23 protein-coding genes are annotated in these 18,273 nt (G+C 73.1%); 17 read left to right on the forward strand and 6 right to left on the reverse strand.

The window, feature by feature from the left end:
• Positions 1-285 precede the first annotated feature (285 nt).
• The 11 genes from ligD to AOK22_RS22495 all read left to right on the forward strand — a co-directional run bounded on the left by ligD (position 286) and on the right by AOK22_RS22495 (position 6,667).
• Entirely contained in the window at positions 286-1,290 is a 1,005-nt protein-coding gene (gene ligD, locus AOK22_RS22445; protein ID WP_055700508.1) for a non-homologous end-joining DNA ligase, read from the forward strand.
• 65 nt (positions 1,291-1,355) lie between these two features.
• Positions 1,356-1,673: a gas vesicle protein GvpO gene (locus AOK22_RS22450; RefSeq protein WP_341845596.1), complete on the forward strand. Its 318-nt coding sequence runs from the start codon at positions 1,356-1,358 to the stop codon at positions 1,671-1,673.
• A 58-nt stretch (positions 1,674-1,731) separates the two neighbouring features.
• Positions 1,732-2,160: a gas vesicle structural protein GvpA gene (locus AOK22_RS22455; RefSeq protein ID WP_055700509.1), complete on the forward strand. Its 429-nt coding sequence runs from the start codon at positions 1,732-1,734 to the stop codon at positions 2,158-2,160.
• Entirely contained in the window at positions 2,157-2,897 is a 741-nt protein-coding gene (locus tag AOK22_RS22460) for a GvpL/GvpF family gas vesicle protein (RefSeq protein WP_055700510.1), read from the forward strand. Before AOK22_RS22455 ends, AOK22_RS22460 begins: the two co-directional genes overlap by 4 nt.
• A 4-nt stretch (positions 2,898-2,901) precedes the next feature.
• On the forward strand, positions 2,902-3,141 hold the full coding sequence (locus tag AOK22_RS22465) for a gas vesicle protein GvpG (RefSeq protein WP_055700511.1): 240 nt from the start codon (positions 2,902-2,904) through the stop codon (positions 3,139-3,141).
• Positions 3,142-3,144: 3 nt separating this feature from the next.
• Positions 3,145-3,840: a hypothetical protein gene (locus tag AOK22_RS40965; RefSeq protein WP_055700512.1), complete on the forward strand. Its 696-nt coding sequence runs from the start codon at positions 3,145-3,147 to the stop codon at positions 3,838-3,840.
• The gene (locus AOK22_RS22475) at positions 3,833-4,942 is read left to right on the forward strand and encodes an SRPBCC family protein (RefSeq protein WP_055700513.1); all 1,110 of its coding nucleotides are present in this window, start codon (positions 3,833-3,835) and stop codon (positions 4,940-4,942) included. Before AOK22_RS40965 ends, AOK22_RS22475 begins: the two co-directional genes overlap by 8 nt.
• The gene (locus AOK22_RS22480; protein WP_055700514.1) at positions 4,939-5,352 is read left to right on the forward strand and encodes a gas vesicle protein; all 414 of its coding nucleotides are present in this window, start codon (positions 4,939-4,941) and stop codon (positions 5,350-5,352) included. Before AOK22_RS22475 ends, AOK22_RS22480 begins: the two co-directional genes overlap by 4 nt.
• A complete protein-coding gene (locus AOK22_RS22485; RefSeq protein WP_244164923.1) occupies positions 5,333-6,151 on the forward strand; it encodes a GvpL/GvpF family gas vesicle protein in 819 nt (272 codons plus the stop codon). The genes AOK22_RS22480 and AOK22_RS22485 overlap by 20 nt, the downstream gene beginning before the upstream one ends.
• Entirely contained in the window at positions 6,148-6,354 is a 207-nt protein-coding gene (locus tag AOK22_RS22490; protein ID WP_055700515.1) for a gas vesicle protein, read from the forward strand. The genes AOK22_RS22485 and AOK22_RS22490 overlap by 4 nt, the downstream gene beginning before the upstream one ends.
• A gap of 49 nt (positions 6,355-6,403) precedes the next feature.
• The gene (locus tag AOK22_RS22495) at positions 6,404-6,667 is read left to right on the forward strand and encodes a gas vesicle protein K (protein WP_055700516.1); all 264 of its coding nucleotides are present in this window, start codon (positions 6,404-6,406) and stop codon (positions 6,665-6,667) included.
• Between the two features lie 41 nt (positions 6,668-6,708).
• Here the strand turns inward: AOK22_RS22495 and AOK22_RS22500 are convergent, their stop codons facing one another.
• From AOK22_RS22500 to AOK22_RS22510, 3 genes are all read right to left on the reverse strand, one after another.
• Positions 6,709-6,879, reverse strand: coding sequence for a hypothetical protein (locus AOK22_RS22500; protein ID WP_055700517.1), 171 nt, complete (start codon positions 6,877-6,879; stop codon positions 6,709-6,711).
• 120 nt (positions 6,880-6,999) lie between these two features.
• Positions 7,000-7,809, reverse strand: a complete 810-nt coding sequence (locus AOK22_RS22505) for a class I SAM-dependent methyltransferase (RefSeq protein WP_055700518.1) — start codon at positions 7,807-7,809, stop codon at positions 7,000-7,002.
• Between the two features lie 170 nt (positions 7,810-7,979).
• Positions 7,980-9,524, reverse strand: a complete 1,545-nt coding sequence (locus AOK22_RS22510) for a bifunctional phosphatase PAP2/diacylglycerol kinase family protein (protein WP_055700519.1) — start codon at positions 9,522-9,524, stop codon at positions 7,980-7,982.
• 138 nt (positions 9,525-9,662) lie between these two features.
• Between AOK22_RS22510 and AOK22_RS22515 the strand changes: the two genes are divergently transcribed.
• The 3 genes from AOK22_RS22515 to AOK22_RS22525 all read left to right on the forward strand — a co-directional run bounded on the left by AOK22_RS22515 (position 9,663) and on the right by AOK22_RS22525 (position 12,303).
• Positions 9,663-11,291 (forward strand): ABC-F family ATP-binding cassette domain-containing protein, encoded by a 1,629-nt coding sequence (locus AOK22_RS22515; RefSeq protein ID WP_055700520.1) that lies wholly within the window; start codon positions 9,663-9,665, stop codon positions 11,289-11,291.
• Between the two features lie 140 nt (positions 11,292-11,431).
• Positions 11,432-11,665, forward strand: a complete 234-nt coding sequence (locus AOK22_RS22520; RefSeq protein WP_055700521.1) for a DUF6158 family protein — start codon at positions 11,432-11,434, stop codon at positions 11,663-11,665.
• On the forward strand, positions 11,662-12,303 hold the full coding sequence (locus tag AOK22_RS22525; protein WP_079036748.1) for a TIGR03086 family metal-binding protein: 642 nt from the start codon (positions 11,662-11,664) through the stop codon (positions 12,301-12,303). The genes AOK22_RS22520 and AOK22_RS22525 overlap by 4 nt, the downstream gene beginning before the upstream one ends.
• A gap of 41 nt (positions 12,304-12,344) precedes the next feature.
• Here AOK22_RS22525 and AOK22_RS22530 read toward each other — a convergent pair whose 3' ends face one another.
• Positions 12,345-12,785 carry a CBS domain-containing protein gene (locus AOK22_RS22530; RefSeq protein WP_055700522.1) on the reverse strand — a complete coding sequence of 147 codons (441 nt, stop codon included), beginning with the start codon at positions 12,783-12,785 and terminating at the stop codon, positions 12,345-12,347.
• Positions 12,786-12,978: 193 nt separating this feature from the next.
• On the opposite strand from AOK22_RS22530, the gene AOK22_RS41950 reads away from it, so the two are divergent.
• On the forward strand, positions 12,979-13,125 hold the full coding sequence (locus AOK22_RS41950; protein ID WP_167357873.1) for a hypothetical protein: 147 nt from the start codon (positions 12,979-12,981) through the stop codon (positions 13,123-13,125).
• Between the two features lie 77 nt (positions 13,126-13,202).
• Here AOK22_RS41950 and AOK22_RS22535 read toward each other — a convergent pair whose 3' ends face one another.
• Positions 13,203-15,017, reverse strand: coding sequence for a thiamine pyrophosphate-requiring protein (locus AOK22_RS22535; RefSeq protein WP_055700523.1), 1,815 nt, complete (start codon positions 15,015-15,017; stop codon positions 13,203-13,205).
• A gap of 249 nt (positions 15,018-15,266) precedes the next feature.
• On the opposite strand from AOK22_RS22535, the gene AOK22_RS22540 reads away from it, so the two are divergent.
• Positions 15,267-16,079: an RNA polymerase sigma factor SigF gene (locus tag AOK22_RS22540; RefSeq protein WP_055700524.1), complete on the forward strand. Its 813-nt coding sequence runs from the start codon at positions 15,267-15,269 to the stop codon at positions 16,077-16,079.
• A 13-nt stretch (positions 16,080-16,092) separates the two neighbouring features.
• On the opposite strand, the gene AOK22_RS22545 is transcribed toward AOK22_RS22540, so the two are convergent.
• On the reverse strand, positions 16,093-17,208 hold the full coding sequence (locus AOK22_RS22545) for a PAS domain-containing protein (RefSeq protein WP_055700525.1): 1,116 nt from the start codon (positions 17,206-17,208) through the stop codon (positions 16,093-16,095).
• 73 nt (positions 17,209-17,281) lie between these two features.
• Here AOK22_RS22545 and AOK22_RS22550 point away from each other — a divergent pair, with 73 nt between their 5' ends.
• Entirely contained in the window at positions 17,282-17,989 is a 708-nt protein-coding gene (locus AOK22_RS22550; RefSeq protein WP_107102005.1) for an ANTAR domain-containing response regulator, read from the forward strand.
• Positions 17,990-18,273: the final 284 nt, after the last annotated feature.

Raw genomic sequence — 18,273 nt, forward strand, 5'->3', positions numbered from 1 at the left:
GGGCGAGGGGCGCGGTGCGGGTCGGTGCTGTGCAGGTCCGTGCGGTGCGTCATGGCGGTCCTCCTGGGCGGGTCCCTGGCGAGGGACGGCTGGCCGGTACCTCTGATCCTTCCGGCGCGGACGGCGCCGGGCACGCCCGGCGTCCCCCGACTTCGAGGTGGGGCCAGCCACCCTCCCCACCAGGGAAAACCCCACCGTGCCCGGGGACCCAGGGCGACTGCCCGACCCGTTCGGGGGTACCCGCCGCGCCCGTCCGAACCGGCGGACCCAGCGGAAGGAGGCCCCATGGACGACGCGCGGACGGTACGGGCAGGCCGTCGCACCGTACGGCTGCACCGGCCGGAGAAGATCCTCTTCCCGGCGCGCGGGAACGGCCGCGAGAACAGCCGGGAGAACGGTCACGACGGCGGCAAGGACGGTACGGAAAAGGGCCGTACGGAGAAGGCCCGGACGGAGAAGGCCCGTACGAAAGCGGACCTGTTCGACTACTACCGGGCTGTCGCCCCCTTCATGCTGCCCCACCTGCGCGGCCGCCCCCTGATGCTGGAGCGCCACCCCGACGGTGTCGGCGGCCCCCGGTTCATGCAGAAGGACACCCCCGACCACTACCCGGAGTGGATCACCCGGGCCGAGGTCGCCAAGCAGGGCGGCACCGTCACGCACACCGTGTGCGACGACACCGCGACCCTGCTCTTCCTCGCCGACCAGGCCTGCCTCACGCTGCACCGCTGGCTCTCGCGCACCGGACGGCTCGACCACCCCGACCGGCTGGTCTTCGACCTCGACCCCGCGCCCGGGGACGCGTTCGCCGCCGCGCGCGACGCGGCCCGGCTGCTCGGCGAGCTGCTCGACCACGTCGGCCTGCCGTCCGCCCTGATGACCACGGGCTCGCGCGGCCTGCACGTCGTCGTGCCCCTCAACGGCCGGCACGACGTCGACGACGTCCGCGCCTTCGCCAAGGACGTCGCCGACACGCTCGCGGCCGCCCACCCCGAACAGCTCACCACGGCCGTCCGCAAGGAGGCGCGCGGCGACCGGCTCTACCTCGACGTGCAGCGCAACGCGTACGCGCAGACGGCCGTCGCCCCCTACTCGGTACGCCCCGCGCCGGGCGCCCCGGTGGCCGTGCCGCTCGCCTGGGAACAGCTCGACGACCCCGCGGTGCACGCCCGCCGCTGGACCGTCGACGACGCCGTCGAGCAGGCCCGCACCGACCCCTGGGCCGGCGTCCTGCGCCACGGCCGCGCGCTCGGCCCGGCCCGCCGCAAGCTGCGGGCGCTGCGCGTCTGATGCTCACTCGACCGACGAGGTTTGGCCAAGGGCCAAAGGGTCACTCGGGCCCGGAGGTGGCCAAGGTGAACACGTCACGCAAGACCCCGGACACGGACACGGACAACGCACTGCCGGGCCCCCTGGCGGTGCTCCGTGAGGCCCGTGTCCAGCTCTCGGAACTCACCGGCATGACGTCCGAGTCGGTGTCGTCCTTCGAACGCACCGAGGAAGGCTGGCTGTTGGAGATCGAGGTGCTCGAACTGGCACGGGTCCCCGACACGATGAGCCTGCTCGCGAGCTATGAGGTGCGGCTCGACCCGCAGGGCGAGCTCACCGGATACCGGCGCATCCGCCGGTACGAACGCGGGCGCTCGGACGCGCGCGGTCCTGGCGGCCCGTAGGCCGCCCCGCCCCGCGCACACGTACCCGAACCATCACAGACAAGGAGGACGGATCGGCATGACCGTTGTCCCGGCACAGCAGTCCGGCGGCGGAGGCGGCTCCAGCGGCCTCTACGACGTCGTGGAACTCATCCTCGACCGAGGCCTGGTCATCGACGCCTTCGTACGGGTCTCCCTCGTCGGCATCGAGATCCTGAAGGTCGACGTCCGTGTCGTCGTCGCGAGCGTCGACACGTATCTGCGGTTCGCCGAGGCGTGCAACCGCCTCGACCTGGAGTCGGGCCCGCACAAGAGCCCCGGACTGCCCGACCTGGTCGGCGAGATCACCGAGTCCGGCGCGCGCGGCAAGTCCAAGGGCGCGCTCTCGGGGGCCGCCGAGACCATCTCGGACGCCTTCAAGCAGGCACGCGAGGAGGGGCAGACCGAGGAACGGCCGCGGGCCCGCCGCTCCACCGCCTCCCGCAGGAAGGAGGAGAGGGAACAGTGAGCACGTACATCTACGGCATCGCGAGCAGCGCGCATCCGGCGCTGCCCGACGGCATGGAGGGCATCGGCGAACCGCCGTGCGTGGTGCGGGTCCTGAAGCACGGCGAGCTCGCGGCGATCGTCAGCGATTCCCCCGAGGACCTCAGGCCCAAGCGGCGCGACCTGCTCGCCCACCAGAACGTCCTCTCCGAGGCGGGCGCGGCCGGCTCCGTGCTCCCGATGCGCTTCGGCAGTGTCGCGCCGGACGACGAGGCGGTCGTGACGGTCCTCGGGGAGCGGGCCGACCACTACGAGGAACGCCTGCGCAGCCTCGGCGGCAAGGTCGAGTACAACGTGAAGGCGACCCACAACGAACAGGCCGTGCTTCACCAGGTCCTGGCCGAGAACCCGGACCTGCGCGCCATGGTCGAGGCCAACCAGGCCCAGGGCGGCGGCAGTTACGAGCAGAAGCTCAAACTCGGCGAGATGGTCACCTCCACCGTGCGGGCCCGCGAGGCGAGCGACGCCGTCGAGGTGCGGCGCGCCCTGGAGCCGGCGGCCGAAGCGGTCGGCGTCGGCCCCGAGGGCACCGGATGGCTGGCCAACATCTCGTTCCTGGTGAACCGCGAGTCGGCCGACGGGTTCCTCGCCGCGGTCGACGAACTCCGGACCACCCAGCCCCACTTGGAGCTGCGGCTGCACGGTCCGCTGCCCCCGTACAGCTTCGTCGATCCGGGACCCGCCCAGCCCGCGGGGTGATCGCGTGGGTCTGATCGGCGAACTGCTCCTGCTGCCCCTCGCCCCGGCCCGCGGCTCCCTCTGGGTGCTGCGCCAAGTGGTCGCCGAGGCGGAACGGCAGTACTACGACCCCTCGGCCATCCGCCGTGAACTCTCCCTCCTGGAAGAGCGCCTGGAGGCGGGCGAGATCGACGAGGCCGCATTCGAACGCCGCGAGGACGAGCTCCTCGACCGGCTGCACCACAGGACAGAACAGGATTTCTGACACATGAACCGACTGGCAGTGGGACTCGCCGTGGGTGCGGGGTACGTCCTCGGACGCACGAAGAAGGCAAAGTTCGCGTTCGCCGTGGGCACGATGGTGGCCGGCAAACGGCTGCAGCTGAGTCCTCGGGCGCTGGTCTCGGCCGTGACCCAGCAGCTGGAGAACAACCCGCAGTTCAAGGAGATCGGCGACCAGCTGCGCGAGGACCTGCGCGGTGTGGGCAAGGCGGCGACGGGCTCCCTGGTGAACCGGCAGATGGAGGGCCTCGCCGACCGCCTGCACGAGCGCACGCTCGGCGTCCAGGACCGGCTCTCCGGCGTGCTGCCCGGCGATGCCGGACAGGAGGACGAGGAGTTCGCCGACGCGGACGCGGAGACCGACGCTGAGGTCGACGGCTCGGGGCCGTCCGGGCGCGACATCGAATCGTCCGGGCGCGACGAGGCGCCGCGGCGGCAGGGCAAGAAGGCCGCGGCGGAGAAGACGGCCGCGCCGAAGTCCGCCGCCGCACCGGCCGCCAGGTCCACGAAGCCGTCCGCGCGCTCCGCCGCCGAGCCGCCCGCCAGGAAGGCCCCGGCGAAGAAGACCGCCCAGAAGAGGACGGCCCAGCAGAAGACCGCGGCGGCGGCCCGCGGCACCGCCCGCAGGGCGAGCTCCACCGCCCGCGCGGACCGGCCGAAGGGAGACCGCGACCATGGCTGAGTCACCCCTGGGCAACATCACGCGCAGCCCCGCCGCCGGCCGTCTGAAGGAGGAGGCGCAGGCCTACCTCATGGCCCAGGCCGAGCGCGCGCTCGTCGGCGTGGGCCACCGGCTGGGCGACGCCACCGTCAAGCTCAACGACATCGCCGACGGCAAGAGCCCCGGCTTCGGCAAGCTGGCCCTGAACGCCGGGCGGAAGGTCGCGGAGGGCAAGGGGCCGGTGCGCAGCGCCCTGGAACTGGGCGGCAGCCACCTCAAGGACAAGGTCAAGGACGCCTTCAAGGGCATCGGCGGCAAGCGCAAGAAGGGCGGCGCGGGCCAGAAGCCCACGGTCATCCTGGAGTACGTCGACGTGGGCGTCCCGATCCGTGACGCGTACGACCAGTGGACGCAGTACCAGGAGTTCTCGACCTTCGCCAGGGGCGTCAAGGGTGCCACCGTGGCGAGCGACACCGACTCCGACTGGAAGCTCAAGGTCTTCTGGTCCAACCGCAGTTGGAAGGCGCACACCACGGAGCAGGTGCCCGACCAGCGGATCACCTGGACGTCCGAGGGCGGCAAGGGCACGACGAAGGGCGTCGTCACCTTCCACCCGCTCGCCGAGAACCTCACCCGGGTGCTGCTGATCATCGAGTACTACCCGAAGGGCCTCTTCGAGAAGACCGGCAACATCTGGCGCGCCCAGGGCCGCAGGGCACGCCTGGACCTCAAGCACTTCGCCCGGCACATCTCGCTGCGCGGCGAGGCGAGCGACGGCTGGCGCGGCGAGATCCGCGACGGCGAGGTCGTCCGCACCCACGAGGAGGCGGTGGCGGAGGAGGAAGAGGAGCACGACGGGCAGGGCGGGCCCGAGGGCGACGACCCCGCGGCCGAGTACGACGAAGAGGGCGAGCCCGAGTTCGCGTACGACGACGAGGACGAGCCGGAGTACGCGTACGAGGACGAGGAGGGCGCCGAGTACGACGCCGAGGCCGAGTACGACGAACCGGACACGGCCTACGAGGAGTCCGACGGCGAGGAGATCGAGTCCGGGGAGCGCGACGCGGAGGGGGACGAGCGCCGTGAGCACTCCGGGGCCGGCGCGGGGCGGGGCCGCCGATGACGGCGGCCGCCGGCCGACTGCCCGACCCCTACGGCCGTGACGGCGGCGGGGCCAACCTCGCCGACATCCTCGAACGCGTCCTGGACAAGGGCGTCGTCATCGCCGGTGACATCAAGATCAACCTGCTCGACATCGAGCTGCTCACCATCAAGCTCCGCCTGATCGTCGCCTCGGTCGACAAGGCCAAGGAGATGGGCATCGACTGGTGGGAGGACGACCCGGCGCTGTCCTCGGGCGCGGGCAAGGCCGAACTGAAGCGCGAGAACGCCGAGTTGCGCCGACGCGTCGCGGAGCTGGAGGAGTTGCGCGTCCTGGAACCGGCGGAAAGCGACCGACAACCGGCGAAGGCCGACCTGGCACCCGCCAAGGAGGAGAAGAAGGAGGAGAAACGTGAGCGTCGCACACGGTGACCTGCGCTACGTCTACGCGGTCTGCCGCCCGCTCGCCGCGCCGCTCGCCGCCGACCTGACCGGGGTCGGCGGCGAGCCGCCGCGTCAGCTCGCGCACGAGGGCCTGGTCGCCGTGGTCGGCCCGGTGCCCGAGGGCGACTTCGCGGAGGAACCCCTGCGCGCGCACCTGGAGGACCTGGACTGGCTCGCCGACACGGCCCGCGCCCATCAGCGGGTCGTCGCCGCGCTCACCACCGTCACCTGCCCGCTGCCGCTGCGGCTCGCGACCGTCTTCCGGGACGACAGCGGCGTACGCGTCATGCTGGAGGACGGCGCGGAGCGGTTCCGGCGCGTCCTGGACCGCATCGACGGGTGCGTGGAGTGGGGCGTGAAGGTCCACATGGAGCGCCGCGCGGAGCAGGCCGAGCCGCGGGGCGCGCCGCGCTCCGGGCGCGACTACCTGCGGCAGCGGCGCCGGCAGCGCACGGCGGACGAGGGGGCGTGGGAGCGGGCCGAGGCCTTCGCGCGGCGGCTGCACCAGACGCTGGCGGCGCGAGCCGTCGACGCCCGGCTGCACGCCCCGCAGAACGCGGCGCTGTCCCGCGAGCCGGGCCGCAACATCCTCAACGCCGCGTATCTGGTGGCCCGTTCGCACTCCGAGGAGTTCGTCGAGGCCGTGGACCGCACCAAGGACGAGGAACGGGACGCGGTGGGCCTGCGGGTGGAGCTGACGGGCCCCTGGGCGGCGTACTCCTTCACCGGTGAAGAGGCGGGCGCGGGCGAGCGGACGGGCGGCGAGGAGACGGACGGCGCCGCATGACCGTCGTGGAGCGCCGTGAGATCGCCCTGGTCGATCTGCTCGACCGGCTGCTCGCGGGCGGTGTCGTCATCACGGGCGACATCACCCTGCGGATCGCGGACGTCGACCTCGTACGCATCGACCTCAACGCCCTGATCAGCTCCGTGAACGAACAAGTGCCCTCGCCCTGGCCGGAGGCGTCAGCACCGCGGGAACGGGAGTGACCGCGGGGACGGGAGTGAGCGAACCGTGGACCGAGAACGCCGCAACCGCATGGATCTCGACCCCGACACCGTCGAGCGGGACCTGGTGAAACTGGTCCTGACGGTCGTCGAGCTGCTGCGGCAGCTGATGGAGCGCCAGGCCGTGCGCCGCTTCGACACCGGTGAGCTGTCGGAGGACCAGGAGGAACGGATCGGCCTCACGCTGATGCTCCTGGAGGACCGGATGGCCGAGCTCCGGGAGCGGTACGGACTGCGGCCCGAGGACCTGAATCTGGACCTCGGGCCGCTGGGTCCCCTGCTTCCCCGGGAATGAGCTGCCCGGGGAGTGACTGCGGGGGCGATCGTCTGCGTTCGCTACCACCTGTACCAGCGGGACCTGGTGCCCGTGGCGGTCGTGCTGCGCATCATGAAGCCGACCAGCCAGATGACGAGCACGGCGATGGCGACCCACCAGAGAACCTTCACGGCGAACCCCGCCCCGAAGAGGAGCAGCGCCAGAAGAAGGACCAGCAGAATAGGAACCATGGTGTGTACCTCCTGCCGTCCGAGTGTCCCCAACTGGCCTTTTGAAGCCGAGATTTGAGTGAGTCGGGACACTGTTTCCGACGCGGTGGTCCCTGGCGGGGCGGCACCGCTGTTTCCGGGCTATTTCCGGCAGAGGACCTCGCCGTGCAGCACCGCGAACCAGGCGTCCTCGGCGGCGCCCCACTCCCGCCATGCCGTCGAGGCGGCCCGCAGTTCCTCCTCGGTCGCGTGCCCGCCGCCCACCGCGCGCTCGGCGTACGCGGAGGCCAGCGTGCGGTCCGCCCACAGTCCGCTCCACCAGGCACGCTCGTCCTCGGAGCCGTAGCACCAGGTGGCCGCGGTCGTGGTGATGTCCGTGAACCCGGCCGCCAGGGCCCAGGACTTGAGACGGCGCCCGGCGTCGGGCTCACCGCCGTTCGCGCGGGCCACCCGCCGGTACAGGTCCAGCCAGTGGTCCAGGGCGGGCGCCTCCGGGTACCACGTCATCGCCGCGTAGTCCGCGTCGCGCACCGCCACGATCCCGCCCGGTTTGCAGACCCGCCGCATCTCGCTCAGCGCCCGTACCGGGTCCCCCACGTGCTGGAGCACCTGGTGCGCGTGGACCACGCAGAACGAGTCGTCGGGGTAGTCGAGGTCGTGCACGTCCGCGACGGCGAACTCGACGTTCTCCAGGCCCCGTTCGGCGGCCGTGGCGCGTGCCGTGTCCAGGATGCCCGGTGCCTGGTCCACGCCCGTGACATGGCCCTCCGGGACCAGCTCCGCCAGGTCGGCGGTGATGGTGCCGGGGCCGCAGCCGATGTCGAGGACCTTCATGTGCGGCTTCAGCGAACCGATCAGGTACGCGGCCGAGTTGGCGGCGGTGCGCCAGGTGTGGGAACGCAGCACGGACTCGTGATGGCCGTGCGTGTAGACGGCGGTCTCCTTCGGCATGGCGGCTGCTCCTTCGTGTGCGTGTAGCAGGCACCGTACGCCGCCATGCCGAAATGTGAGACCCGCGTATCACTATGTGGGCAGTCCGGTCGTGGGCAGCGGGCCCCGGTCGTGGGCAGCGGGCCCGTGGACAGCCCGGCGGCCCGGTGGCACGGTCGTCCGCCGCGCGGTCAGCGCAGGGCCGACAGCGGCCGGTAGACGGTCAGCGCCTCCGGCAGCTTGTCCAGGTGCAAGGAGCCCTGGACCGGCGTCACTTCGCCGTCGTACGCCACCGCCGTGCCCGGACCGAGACCGTCCACCCGCAGCCGGGGCAGCCGCACCGCGGCCTGTGCGGGGGAGCGCGTCTCGGGACCCGCCAGCGCGGCGGCGAGCAGCCGCGCGCCCGGCCGGCGTCCGCCGTGCACGATGCGCACGTCGAGCAGCCCGTCCGCCAGGTCGAGCCTGCGGCCCGGCGTGAGACCCGGCCGGTGGTACGTGCAGTTGCCCGCGAACAGCAGCCACAACGCCCGCTCGCTGCCCCGGAACCGGGCGACCATCGGCCGCTCGTCGGAGCGGAGTACCTTCAGCGCCGCGAGGACCGCGGCGGGCTTGCCGCCGATGCGGGGCCCCCAGCGCTCGCGCAGCCGCACCAGCTCCGGGTAGACGCCGAGACTGAACGTGTTGAGGAAGTACCCCGTCACCCCGGCCCCCGGCGCGTCCGGCTCCGCCTCGCCGCCGGTCCGGAAACGGCCCACGTCGACGGCGACCGCCTCGCCCGCCTCCAGCGCCCGCGACAGATCACGGGCGTCCTCGACCCCGAGGTCGTACGCGAAGTGGTTGAGCGTGCCACCGGGCAGCACCGCGAGCGGCAGCCCGTGCTGCAGCGCGACCGTGGCCGCCGCGTTGACCGTGCCGTCGCCGCCGCACACACCGAGCACCTGCGCGCGGGCCGCGGCCTTGTCCAGCTCGGCGCCCAGCTCGGCCGGCTCGGCGACCACGATCTCCGCGCGCGGCAGCGCGGTGTGCAGCGCCTTGACGCGGTCCGCCGTGCCCGCGCCCGCGTTGGCCACCAGGACCAGGCCCTCGCCGCCCGGCAGCGCGGGTGCCGCCACCCGGGGCCGCCCCGGCGGCGCCAGCTGCGCCCGCGTCGGCGCCAGACCCCGCACCGCGAACGCCGCGCCCGCGCCGAGCGCCCCGCCCACCAGGACGTCGCTCGGGAAGTGCGCGCCGGTGTAGATCCGGGACACCGCGACGGCGGCGGCGAGCGGCGCGACGGCGGCGCCCCACGCCCGCGACTCCAGCGCCACGCCCGTGGCGAAGGCCACGGCGGACGCCGAGTGGCCCGACGGGAACGACGTGGTGATGGGCTGCCGCTTGAGCTGCCGGATCAGCGGCACCGTGTCCAGCACCGGCCGGGCGCGGCGCACCGACCGCTTGCCCAGCGTGTTGATCGTCGCGGAGGCGAGCGCCAGCGAGGTCACCCCGCGCACCGCGGCCCGCCGCGCCCGCGGGGTGCGCGTCGCGGCGATCCCCGCGGCCGCCGCGAACCACAGCACCCCGTGGTTGGCGCTCCGGCTGAGCCGCGGCAGCACCCGGTCGGCGCCGGGCCAGTGCCGCGCCGCCACCGCGTCGAACAGGCGGCGGTCGAACCCGATCAGGCGGGACGTGAGCGGGCGGTGGCCCGCGACGGGCAGGGGCAGATCGAGGTCGGACGCCTCCGAATGGTCAGCACACATGGCGCCTCGCGTACCCCGGGGACCGCCGTTCAGGCCCCGGCCCGAGAAACCCGCAGGTGAGCGGGGCCGGCGGGCCGTACGGGCGCCCGCCGGGAAACGGTTTGCCCGGATGCCCCGCGGCCACGGACAATTCCGCTCATGGGACACGTCGAAGCCGCACACCTGGAGTACTACTTGCCGGACGGGCGGGCGCTGCTCGGTGATGTCTCCTTCCGGGTCGGCGAGGGCGCGGTCGTCGCCCTGATCGGGGCGAACGGCGCGGGCAAGACCACCCTGCTCCGGCTGATCTCCGGCGAGCTCCAGCCGCACGGCGGCTCCGTCACGGTCAGCGGCGGCCTCGGCGTGATGCCGCAGTTCGTCGGCTCCGTGCGCGACGAGAGCACGGTGCGCGACCTGCTCGTCTCCGTGGCCACGCCCCGCATCCGCGAGGCCGCGAAGGCCGTGGACGCCGCCGAGCACGCGATCATGACGGTCGACGACGAGGCCGCCCAGCTCCAGTACGCGCAGGCGCTCTCCGACTGGGCGGAGGTGCGGGGGTACGAGGCCGAGACGCTGTGGGACATCTGCACCACGGCCGCCCTCGGCGTCCCCTACGACAAGGCGCAGTTCCGCGAGGTCCGCACACTCTCCGGCGGTGAGCAGAAGCGCCTGGTCCTGGAGTCCCTGCTGCGCGGCTCCGACGAGGTCCTGCTCCTGGACGAGCCGGACAACTACCTCGACGTACCCGGCAAGCGCTGGCTGGAGGAGCGGCTCAAGGAGACCCGCAAGACCGTCCTGTTCGTCTCCCACGACCGCGAGCTGCTCGCCCGCGCCGCCGAGAAGATCGTCAGCGTCGAGCAGAGCCCCGGCGGCGCCGACGCGTGGGTGCACGGCGGCGGTTTCGCGACGTACCACGAGGCCCGCAAGGAGCGCTTCGCGCGCTTCGAGGAGCTGCGCAGGCGCTGGGACGAGAAGCACGAGCAGCTGAAGAAGCTGGTCCGCAATCTGCGCCAGGCCGCCGAGATCAGCCACGAGCTCGCGTCCCGGTACCAGGCGGCCCAGACCAGGCTGCGCAAGTTCGAGGAGGCGGGACCGCCGCCCGAGCCGCCGCGCGAGCAGGACATCACCATGCGTCTGCAGGGCGGCCGCACCGGCGTGCGGGCCGTGACCTGCGAGGGCCTGGAGCTGACGGGGCTGATGAAACCCTTCGACCTGGAGATCTTCTACGGCGAGCGGGTCGCGGTCCTCGGTTCGAACGGCTCGGGGAAGTCGCACTTCCTGCGCCTGCTCGCGGGCGACCCGGACAACCCGGTGGCGCACACCGGCGCCTGGAAGCTCGGCGCGCGCGTCGTGGCGGGCCACTTCGCGCAGACCCACGCCCACCCCGAGCTGGTGGGCCGCCCGCTGCTCGACATCCTGTGGCGCGAGCACGCGCAGGACCGCGGCGCCGCCATGTCGCGCCTGCGGCGGTACGAGCTGACGGCCCAGGCCGAGCAGAACTTCGAGCGGCTCTCCGGCGGCCAGCAGGCCCGCTTCCAGATCCTCCTCCTGGAGCTGGAGGGCTGCACGGCCCTGCTCCTGGACGAGCCGACCGACAACCTCGACCTGGAGTCGGCCGAGGCGCTGCAGGAAGGCCTGGAGTCCTTCCAGGGCACGGTCCTCGCCGTCACCCACGACCGCTGGTTCGCCCGCTCGTTCGACCGCTATCTGGTCTTCGGCAGCGACGGCCGGGTCCGTGAGACGCCGGAGCCCGTGTGGGACGAGCGGCGGGTCGTCCGCGCCCGCTAGCGCGCCGCCCGTCCGGTACGGCGTGCACCACTTCCGCCGTGCGGTGCGCACGCGGGCCCCGGGCGGTGCATGCTGGGTAGGACGGGCCGAGCGGGTACCCGGGGGCGGGGCGCGACACGACCGAGCGATCGGAGCGATCCATGACCGGAGTCGATCCGGGTCGGCTGGACGACCAGCAGCTCATCAAGGAGCTGGAGACGATCCACCGCACCCGCCACACGACCCTGCTGCACGGTTCGAACGACGCCCTGCGGGCCCACAACGAACGCATGGCGCAACTGGAGGGCGAGTATCTGCGCCGCCATCCGCGCAGGTCCATCGCCGGCGGCCGGACCCGTGCGGGCGCGCGGGAGCGGGGAGGCGCGGAGTCATGACGGGCGGGGCGGACAAGTCCACGGACAGGGCCACGGACACGTCCAGGGCCGGCGGCCGGAAGGGCAGGACCACACCGCCGCTGCTCGACCGGCACGGCGAGGCGCTCGACCTCTTCACCGACCGGGTGCACGCCGTCCGCGCCGACCAGTGGGACGCGCCCACGCCCTGCACCGAGTGGACGGTGCGGGAGCTGGTGGCCCACCTCACGACGGAGCAGCTGTGGGTGCCGCCCCTGCTGGACGGCGCCACCGTCGAGTCCGTCGGCGACGCCTTCGACGGTGACGTGCTCGGCCCCGATCCGGTCGCCTCCTGGGACACCGCGGCCGCCGCGTCGCGCGCCGCCTTCCGCGCCCCGGACGCCCTGGACCGCACGGCCCACCTCTCCTTCGGCGACACCTCCGCCGCCTTCTACTGCGGCCAGATGACCACCGACCTCGTGGTGCACGCCTGGGACCTGTCCCGGGCCATCGGCGCCGACGAGACGCTGCCCGAGGACCTCGTCAGCTTCTCCGTGCGCGAGATCTCGCCGTACGCCGCCGAGTTGGAGAAGAGCGGGCTCTTCGCCGCGGCGGTGGAGCCGCCGGCCGGAGCCGACGTCCAGACGAAGCTGCTGAGCCTCCTCGGGCGACGGGTGTGAGCCGGACCCGGCCGGGTCCGGCCGGGTGACGCGACGGTCCGTCAGGCCTGGGCGATGCCCGGCCAGTTGTCCGGTTCCGCGCCGCTGATGTCGGCCAGCGCCGACGACGGGTCCCGGGAGAGCGCCAGATCGCCGAGGCTCACCATGCCCACCGGCTGCCCGTCCTCGACGACGGGCAGCCGGCGCACCGCGTGCTCGCGCATCAGGCCGACCGCGGCGGACACCGCGTCGTCGGGGCCCACCACCACCGGGTTGGGCGTGCAGATCGCCTGTGCGCTCACCGTCAGCGGATCCGCGCCGTCGGCGACGGCACGGAGCGCGATGTCCCGGTCGGTGAGCACCCCGAGAACCTGACCGTCCGTGGCGACCAGGACGTCACCGATGTCCTGCGCGCGCATCAGCTGCGCCGCTTCGACGAGAGAGGCGTCGGGGCGCACCGCCACGACGCCCGTGGTCATGACGTCCCTTACGAAATCAGCCATGGCTGTGGGCCTTTCCTGCCTGCGTGCTCCGTCTGTTTCCTGAGTGGGGTCCTGCCTGTGCTCGTCGGACGACTCCGCTCGCAGTACCCCCGTGTCACAGCGGTATGCCTCGTTCCACGGGCAGGTTTGCCCGCCCCGGCCGGGGAGACCCGGCCCCGACACCCCCCACGACGATTCGGGGAGGGAGGGAGTCATGGCAGTTCTCGCCGTGTTCCTCCCGGTGGTGCTGCTGGGCCTGATCCTGGCACTCGGCCGGTACGAGGAACTGCTGCTGCCGCCCGCGGAGGAGCCGGACGAGGTGGTGGACGGCGCCCTGCGTCAGCACGCCCTGGGCGGCTGAACGCGCGGTCGCGGGGCGCCTCGGGGACGCCCGGTCCCTGACGGCGCGTCTGCGGACGGCCCTGACGGGAACCGCCCTCACGAGGCGCCCTTGCCCTTCCGCGTGCCCGGCAGGAACTCCTGCACCTTCGCCTTCAGGCCCTGCTTCACCACCGCCGCCCGGTCCGCGTCGCCCTTGAGGACCGAGGCCGCCGTCGCCTCCATCTGTTCCCAGGTCGCGTGCGGCGGGATCGGCGGTACGGCGGGGTCGGTGCGGAAGTCCAGGACCACGGGACCCTCCGCGTCGAGTCCGGCCCGCCACGCCGCCTCGACGTCCTCGGGGCGCTCCACGCGGATGCCGGTCAGCCCGATCGAGCGCGCGAACTCCGCGTACGGCACGTCCGGGAGCGACTGCGAGGGCAGGAAGGACGGCGCGCCCCCCATCGCCCGCATCTCCCACGTCACCTGGTTCAGGTCCCCGTTGTTCCACACGCCGACGACGAACCGCGGATCCTCCCAGCGGTGGCGGTACTTGGCGGCAGTGATCAGCTCGGCCATGCCGTTCATCTGCATCGCGCCGTCGCCCACCAGGGCGAACACCGGACGGTTGGGGTGCGCGAACTTCGCGCCGATCGCGTACGGCACCCCGCAGCCCATCGTGGCGAGCGTCCCCGACAGCGAGGCGCGCATGTCACCGCGCATCGTCAGATGCCGCGCGAACCAGTTGGCCACCGATCCCGAGTCGGCGGTGACGATCGCGTCTTCGGGCAGCAGCGCGTCGAGAGCGCGTGCCACGTACTCCGGGTTGACCGGGTCCGCGGACAGCGCCGCCCTGCGGTCCATCACACCGTTCCAGCGCACGACGTTCGCGCTGATCTCGTCGTGCCACTCACGGCTCACCCCGCGGCGGTCCTTGTCGATCAGCGGGATCAGCTCGCGCAGCGTCGCCCGCGCGTCGCCGACGAGGTTCACCTCGTACGGATAGCGCATCCCGACCATGTGCGGGTCGATGTCGATCTGCACGGCGCGGACCGCGCCGAACTCGGGCAGGAACTGCGTGTACGGGAAGCTGGAGCCGATCGTCAGGAGGGTGTCGCAGTCGCGCATCAGCTCGTAGCTGGGGCGCGTGCCGAGCAGGCCGATCGCGCCGGTGACGTACGGCAGTTCGTCGCTCAGCGCGTCCTTGCCGAGCAGCGCCTTCGCCACCCCGGCGCCGAGCAGCTCGGCGATCTCCTCGACCTCGGCGCGGGCGCCCGCCGCGCCCTGGCCGATCAGGATCGCGGCCCTGTCGCCCGAGTTGAGGACCTCGGCGGCCCGCTCCAGGGCGGTCGGCGAGGGCATCGCCGTCCAGGCACTGCGGTCCAGGCTGGAGGGGACCATCTTGAACGCGTGCGGGGGAGGGGAGTACTCCAGTTCCTGGACGTCGCCCGGGACGATCACGGCGGTGGGGCAGCGGCGCGCGTAGGCGGTGCGGATCGCCCGGTCCAGGACGTTCGGCAGCTGCTCGGGCACCGTCACCGTCTCCACGAAGTCGGACGCCACGTCCTTGAACAGCGTGTGCAGGTCGACCTCCTGCTGGTACGAGCCGCCCATCGCGCTGCGGTCGGTCTGGCCGACGACGGCGAGGACGGGCACGTGGTCGAGCTTCGCGTCGTAGAGACCGTTGAGGAGATGGACCGCTCCCGGGCCCGAGGTCGCCACGCACACCCCGAGGCGCCTGCCGAACTTGGCGTACCCGACGGCCTCGAACGCGGACATCTCCTCGTGCCGCGACTGCACGAAACGCGGCCGGTCCTCGGCCCTGCCCCAGGCCGCGAGCAGTCCGTTGATGCCGTCGCCGGGATAGCCGAAGACCTGCTCGACACCCCAGGCACGCAGCCTCTCCAGGATGTGGTCGGCGACCTTGACGCTCATGACGGAACCCTCCGGACGGGTCGGGGACACAGCCGTCCCGCCCGGGTGTCCGGCAGGCCGGGGCGGAAACCTCCCCGTGTTTGGTCCCCCGGGACCGGGGCAGGCGCATGAACAGTGCTTCGGAACGGAGGCACGTCCGTGGGAGCGGCCACGCCGTTGGCCCCGGGTGTGTCCCGTCGTGTCCGGACGCGCGCACTCCCACGGTTGACCGTCCAACCCAAGGCACACACAAGGGAGTTGCGACGCATCATGCGTACCCACACTTGCACCGCGACACCTCCGAAGAGCCGGCGTCACCCGCACGACGACGCTCCCGACACCGCAGCCGCCTTCGCCCGGCTCGTCGAACTGCCCGACGGACCCGAACGGGACGCCCTGCGCGACGAGATCGTCCGGGCCTGGCTCCCCATGGCCGAACGCCTCGCCGGCCGGTTCCGCAATCGCGGCGAGTCCCTCGACGACCTGCGTCAGGTCGCGGCCCTCGGCCTGGTCAAGGCCGTCGACCGCTACGACCCCCGGCGTGGCAACGCCTTCGAGAGCTACGCGGTCCCGACCGTCACCGGCGAGGTCAAGCGCCACTTCCGCGACCACATGTGGACCCTGCACGTGCCGCGCCGCGTCCAGGACCTGCGCAACCGCGTCCGGTTCGCGCGCCAGGACCTCACCCAGACGTGCCCCGGCCGCGCCCCCAGCACCGCCGAGATCGCCGAGCACGCGCACATGAGCGTGGAGGACGCGGCGACGGGCCTGGAGGCGCTCGACAGCTTCACCGCGCTCTCCCTCGACGCCGAACTCCCCGGCAGCGAGGACGGATACGCCCTGCGGGACACCCTGGGCGGCCCCGACCCCGCACTCGACGTCGTCGTCGACCGCGAGGCCGTCAAACCGCGCCTCGCGCAGCTGCCCGAACGCGAACGGACCATCCTCTACATGCGGTTCTTCGGCGACATGACACAGAGCCGCATCGCCGAGCACATGGGCATCTCGCAGATGCACGTCTCACGGCTCATCAGCCGCTGCTGCGACCGGTTGCGGGACCAGGTCATGCGGGACGCGGCCTAGCCGCCGCGCCCCGTCAGAGCGACCGGCGCATGGCCAGGGACACATGGCGGGACAGCACGTCGACCGCCCGTGCCTCGGCCATCGAGAAGGCGAGCCGCGCACCGCTGCGGAACAGCGTCAGGACGCCGTCCACCGGCTCGTGCGGCCCCGCCGTCAGTGGCACGCACAGCAGGGAGGTGACCTCGGCGCGGACCAGGACGTGCGCGCCGGAGGCGTCCCTGCCGAAGGCGTCCGGGTCCTCGGGGCGCACCTGCAGCGCGGCCGCCCCGCCGCGCGCCGCCTCCACGACGAGGGGGCACGCGGCGGGGTCCTGCGCGAGGAGGTCGGCGACGGGCGCGTCCGCGGGGCCGAGCACGGCCCTGCGGCGCAGCCGGGCGGCCCCCTCGTCGGCGATCACCCAGTCCGCGAACCGCCCGTGCAGCACCTCCGCCGCCCGTTCCAGGACGGCTCCGCCGTCCCCGGCCGGTGCGGTGAGCAGGGCCGTCGTCATGGCGTCCGCGAGGTCGAGCTGGGCCGCGTGCCGGGTCGCCTCGCCGAGGTCGGGCGCCGGGCCCAGGGCGCTGGGCCCCTGGGCGCGGGGCCCGGGGGGTTGCAGGACGGCCAGGACGGCCGGCCGCGGCTCGGTGCCGGTGTGCAGCGCCGTGAGCGTGGCGCGGACCGGCACGCGGGGACTGTGCTGGAGGTGGACGATCAGGCTCCGGTCGCCCTCGCCGCGGGCGACCGCCGCGGCCTGCGCGCGGAACGCGGCCCGGTCGGCGTGCACCAGGAACCCGGCCATCGGCCGGCCCGTCGCGTATCCGGCGCGCACCCCGGTCAGGCCCGTCGCCGCGAAGTTCATCCGGCGGACCACGGTCTCCCTGTCGATCAGGGCGACCGGCAGCGGCATCCGCTGGAACAGGGCGCGCAGCAGCCGCTGCTCGTCCCGGTCCGTGGCGCCCGGCGGCTGCGCGTCCGTGGTCAGGCGCTCGTACGTCGGCCACAACTGGTGGGCCACATGGTCGAGTTCGAAGATGGCCGCGTCGAGCACGGTCAGCAGTTCGTCGGCAGGTACGGAACGTGCCGACTTCAACTCGGCGACCCGGCGCAGGAAATCCGCCAGCTCTTCACCGAACTCCTCCATTTGAGACATGTGTCGAACCTAACGGCTGCGGCCGTTTTCCGAAGGGCTCGCAGGGAAGCCGATGAGAGAGAGGAGTCATGTCATGGCGCCTTTGCCGGATCCCGACCTGCTCCGGCCGGAGTCATCACTCCCCGGACGCAGGCTCTCCGAACTCGCCGAACGGGCGGCCCGGTGCACGCCCGCGTGCTGCGGCGCGAGCACCACCGTCTCGGACGGAGGCGACGAACACCCCACTGCGGTCACCCACCCCGACCTGGCCGGACTCGTCTCGGTCCAGCTGCGCTCGGGCGACGGCCCCATCCCCGCCGCCGAGGAACAGGGCGAGCCGGTCGACTCGGGCGACCTGCTGCGCGACGAGCGCTGGCCCGAGTACCGCGCGATGGCCCTCGACTCGGGCGTGCGCTCCAGCGTCACGCTGCCCTTCCAGCGCGGCGGGCTCACCGTCACCCTCAGCCTGTTCAGCTTCCGCCCCGGAACGCTGGAGGAGGCGGAACACGGGCCCGCCCAGGCGCTCGGCGACCTCGCCACCGCCAGCTTCGTGCGCGACCGGCACTACCGCGCCGCCCTGGCCGAACTGGACCAGCTGGGCGCCGCCCTGCGCACGCGGCCCGTCGTGGACCAGGCGTGCGGCATCGTCATGCACGTCCTGGCGTGCGACGCGGACGCCGCGTTCGCGGTGCTGCGGCGGATCTCCCAGACCACCAACCGCAAGCTCGCGGACGTCGCGGCGGCGCTGGTCGAGACGAAGGGCCGCGGCCTGGAGCGCGAACTCGTCTCCCTGGCCCGCTGAGGGCGGGAGCAGGGGCCCGGACCGGTCGGCACCGACCGGTCCGGGCCTTCGTCGTCCGCCGGGCCGCGCACCGCGCGGACGGCGCGGGACGCTCACCCGGGCGGGGGCCAGAGCGGGCGGGAGGGGTGGGGGCGCGCTGTGATGGGCACGTACGGCCCTGTCCCGGAATGTCCTGGGTTCGCACGCGTGCGACGGGGCAGGACACAGTCACGTGAGTGCACGGAGGTACGGATGCGGCGGACGGAGACGGAGGGCCGCGGCCCCGTCCGGTACGGGCCGCCCCC

The sequence above is a fragment of the Streptomyces silaceus genome (assembly GCF_001419745.1).
Taxonomy (GTDB): domain Bacteria; phylum Actinomycetota; class Actinomycetes; order Streptomycetales; family Streptomycetaceae; genus Streptomyces; species Streptomyces silaceus.

What these genes read in the sequence shown, in the direction of transcription:
- AOK22_RS40965 (WP_055700512.1), top strand. Translation starts at nt 3,145, where the DNA reads ATGAACCGACTGGCAGTGGGACTCGCCGTGGGTGCGGGGTACGTCCTC.
- AOK22_RS22480 (WP_055700514.1), top strand. Translation starts at nt 4,939, where the DNA reads ATGACGGCGGCCGCCGGCCGACTGCCCGACCCCTACGGCCGTGACGGC.
- AOK22_RS22490 (WP_055700515.1), top strand. Translation starts at nt 6,148, where the DNA reads ATGACCGTCGTGGAGCGCCGTGAGATCGCCCTGGTCGATCTGCTCGAC.
- AOK22_RS22545 (WP_055700525.1), bottom strand. Translation starts at nt 17,208, where the DNA reads ATGTCTCAAATGGAGGAGTTCGGTGAAGAGCTGGCGGATTTCCTGCGC.
- AOK22_RS22500 (WP_055700517.1), bottom strand. Translation starts at nt 6,879, where the DNA reads ATGGTTCCTATTCTGCTGGTCCTTCTTCTGGCGCTGCTCCTCTTCGGG.
- AOK22_RS22455 (WP_055700509.1), top strand. Translation starts at nt 1,732, where the DNA reads ATGACCGTTGTCCCGGCACAGCAGTCCGGCGGCGGAGGCGGCTCCAGC.
- AOK22_RS22530 (WP_055700522.1), bottom strand. Translation starts at nt 12,785, where the DNA reads ATGGCTGATTTCGTAAGGGACGTCATGACCACGGGCGTCGTGGCGGTG.
- AOK22_RS22550 (WP_107102005.1), top strand. Translation starts at nt 17,282, where the DNA reads ATGGCGCCTTTGCCGGATCCCGACCTGCTCCGGCCGGAGTCATCACTC.
- AOK22_RS22505 (WP_055700518.1), bottom strand. Translation starts at nt 7,809, where the DNA reads ATGCCGAAGGAGACCGCCGTCTACACGCACGGCCATCACGAGTCCGTG.
- AOK22_RS22535 (WP_055700523.1), bottom strand. Translation starts at nt 15,017, where the DNA reads ATGAGCGTCAAGGTCGCCGACCACATCCTGGAGAGGCTGCGTGCCTGG.
- AOK22_RS22515 (WP_055700520.1), top strand. Translation starts at nt 9,663, where the DNA reads ATGGGACACGTCGAAGCCGCACACCTGGAGTACTACTTGCCGGACGGG.
- AOK22_RS22475 (WP_055700513.1), top strand. Translation starts at nt 3,833, where the DNA reads ATGGCTGAGTCACCCCTGGGCAACATCACGCGCAGCCCCGCCGCCGGC.
- AOK22_RS22510 (WP_055700519.1), bottom strand. Translation starts at nt 9,524, where the DNA reads ATGTGTGCTGACCATTCGGAGGCGTCCGACCTCGATCTGCCCCTGCCC.
- AOK22_RS22540 (WP_055700524.1), top strand. Translation starts at nt 15,267, where the DNA reads ATGCGTACCCACACTTGCACCGCGACACCTCCGAAGAGCCGGCGTCAC.
- AOK22_RS22495 (WP_055700516.1), top strand. Translation starts at nt 6,404, where the DNA reads ATGGATCTCGACCCCGACACCGTCGAGCGGGACCTGGTGAAACTGGTC.
- AOK22_RS22525 (WP_079036748.1), top strand. Translation starts at nt 11,662, where the DNA reads ATGACGGGCGGGGCGGACAAGTCCACGGACAGGGCCACGGACACGTCC.
- AOK22_RS41950 (WP_167357873.1), top strand. Translation starts at nt 12,979, where the DNA reads ATGGCAGTTCTCGCCGTGTTCCTCCCGGTGGTGCTGCTGGGCCTGATC.
- ligD (WP_055700508.1), top strand. Translation starts at nt 286, where the DNA reads ATGGACGACGCGCGGACGGTACGGGCAGGCCGTCGCACCGTACGGCTG.
- AOK22_RS22520 (WP_055700521.1), top strand. Translation starts at nt 11,432, where the DNA reads ATGACCGGAGTCGATCCGGGTCGGCTGGACGACCAGCAGCTCATCAAG.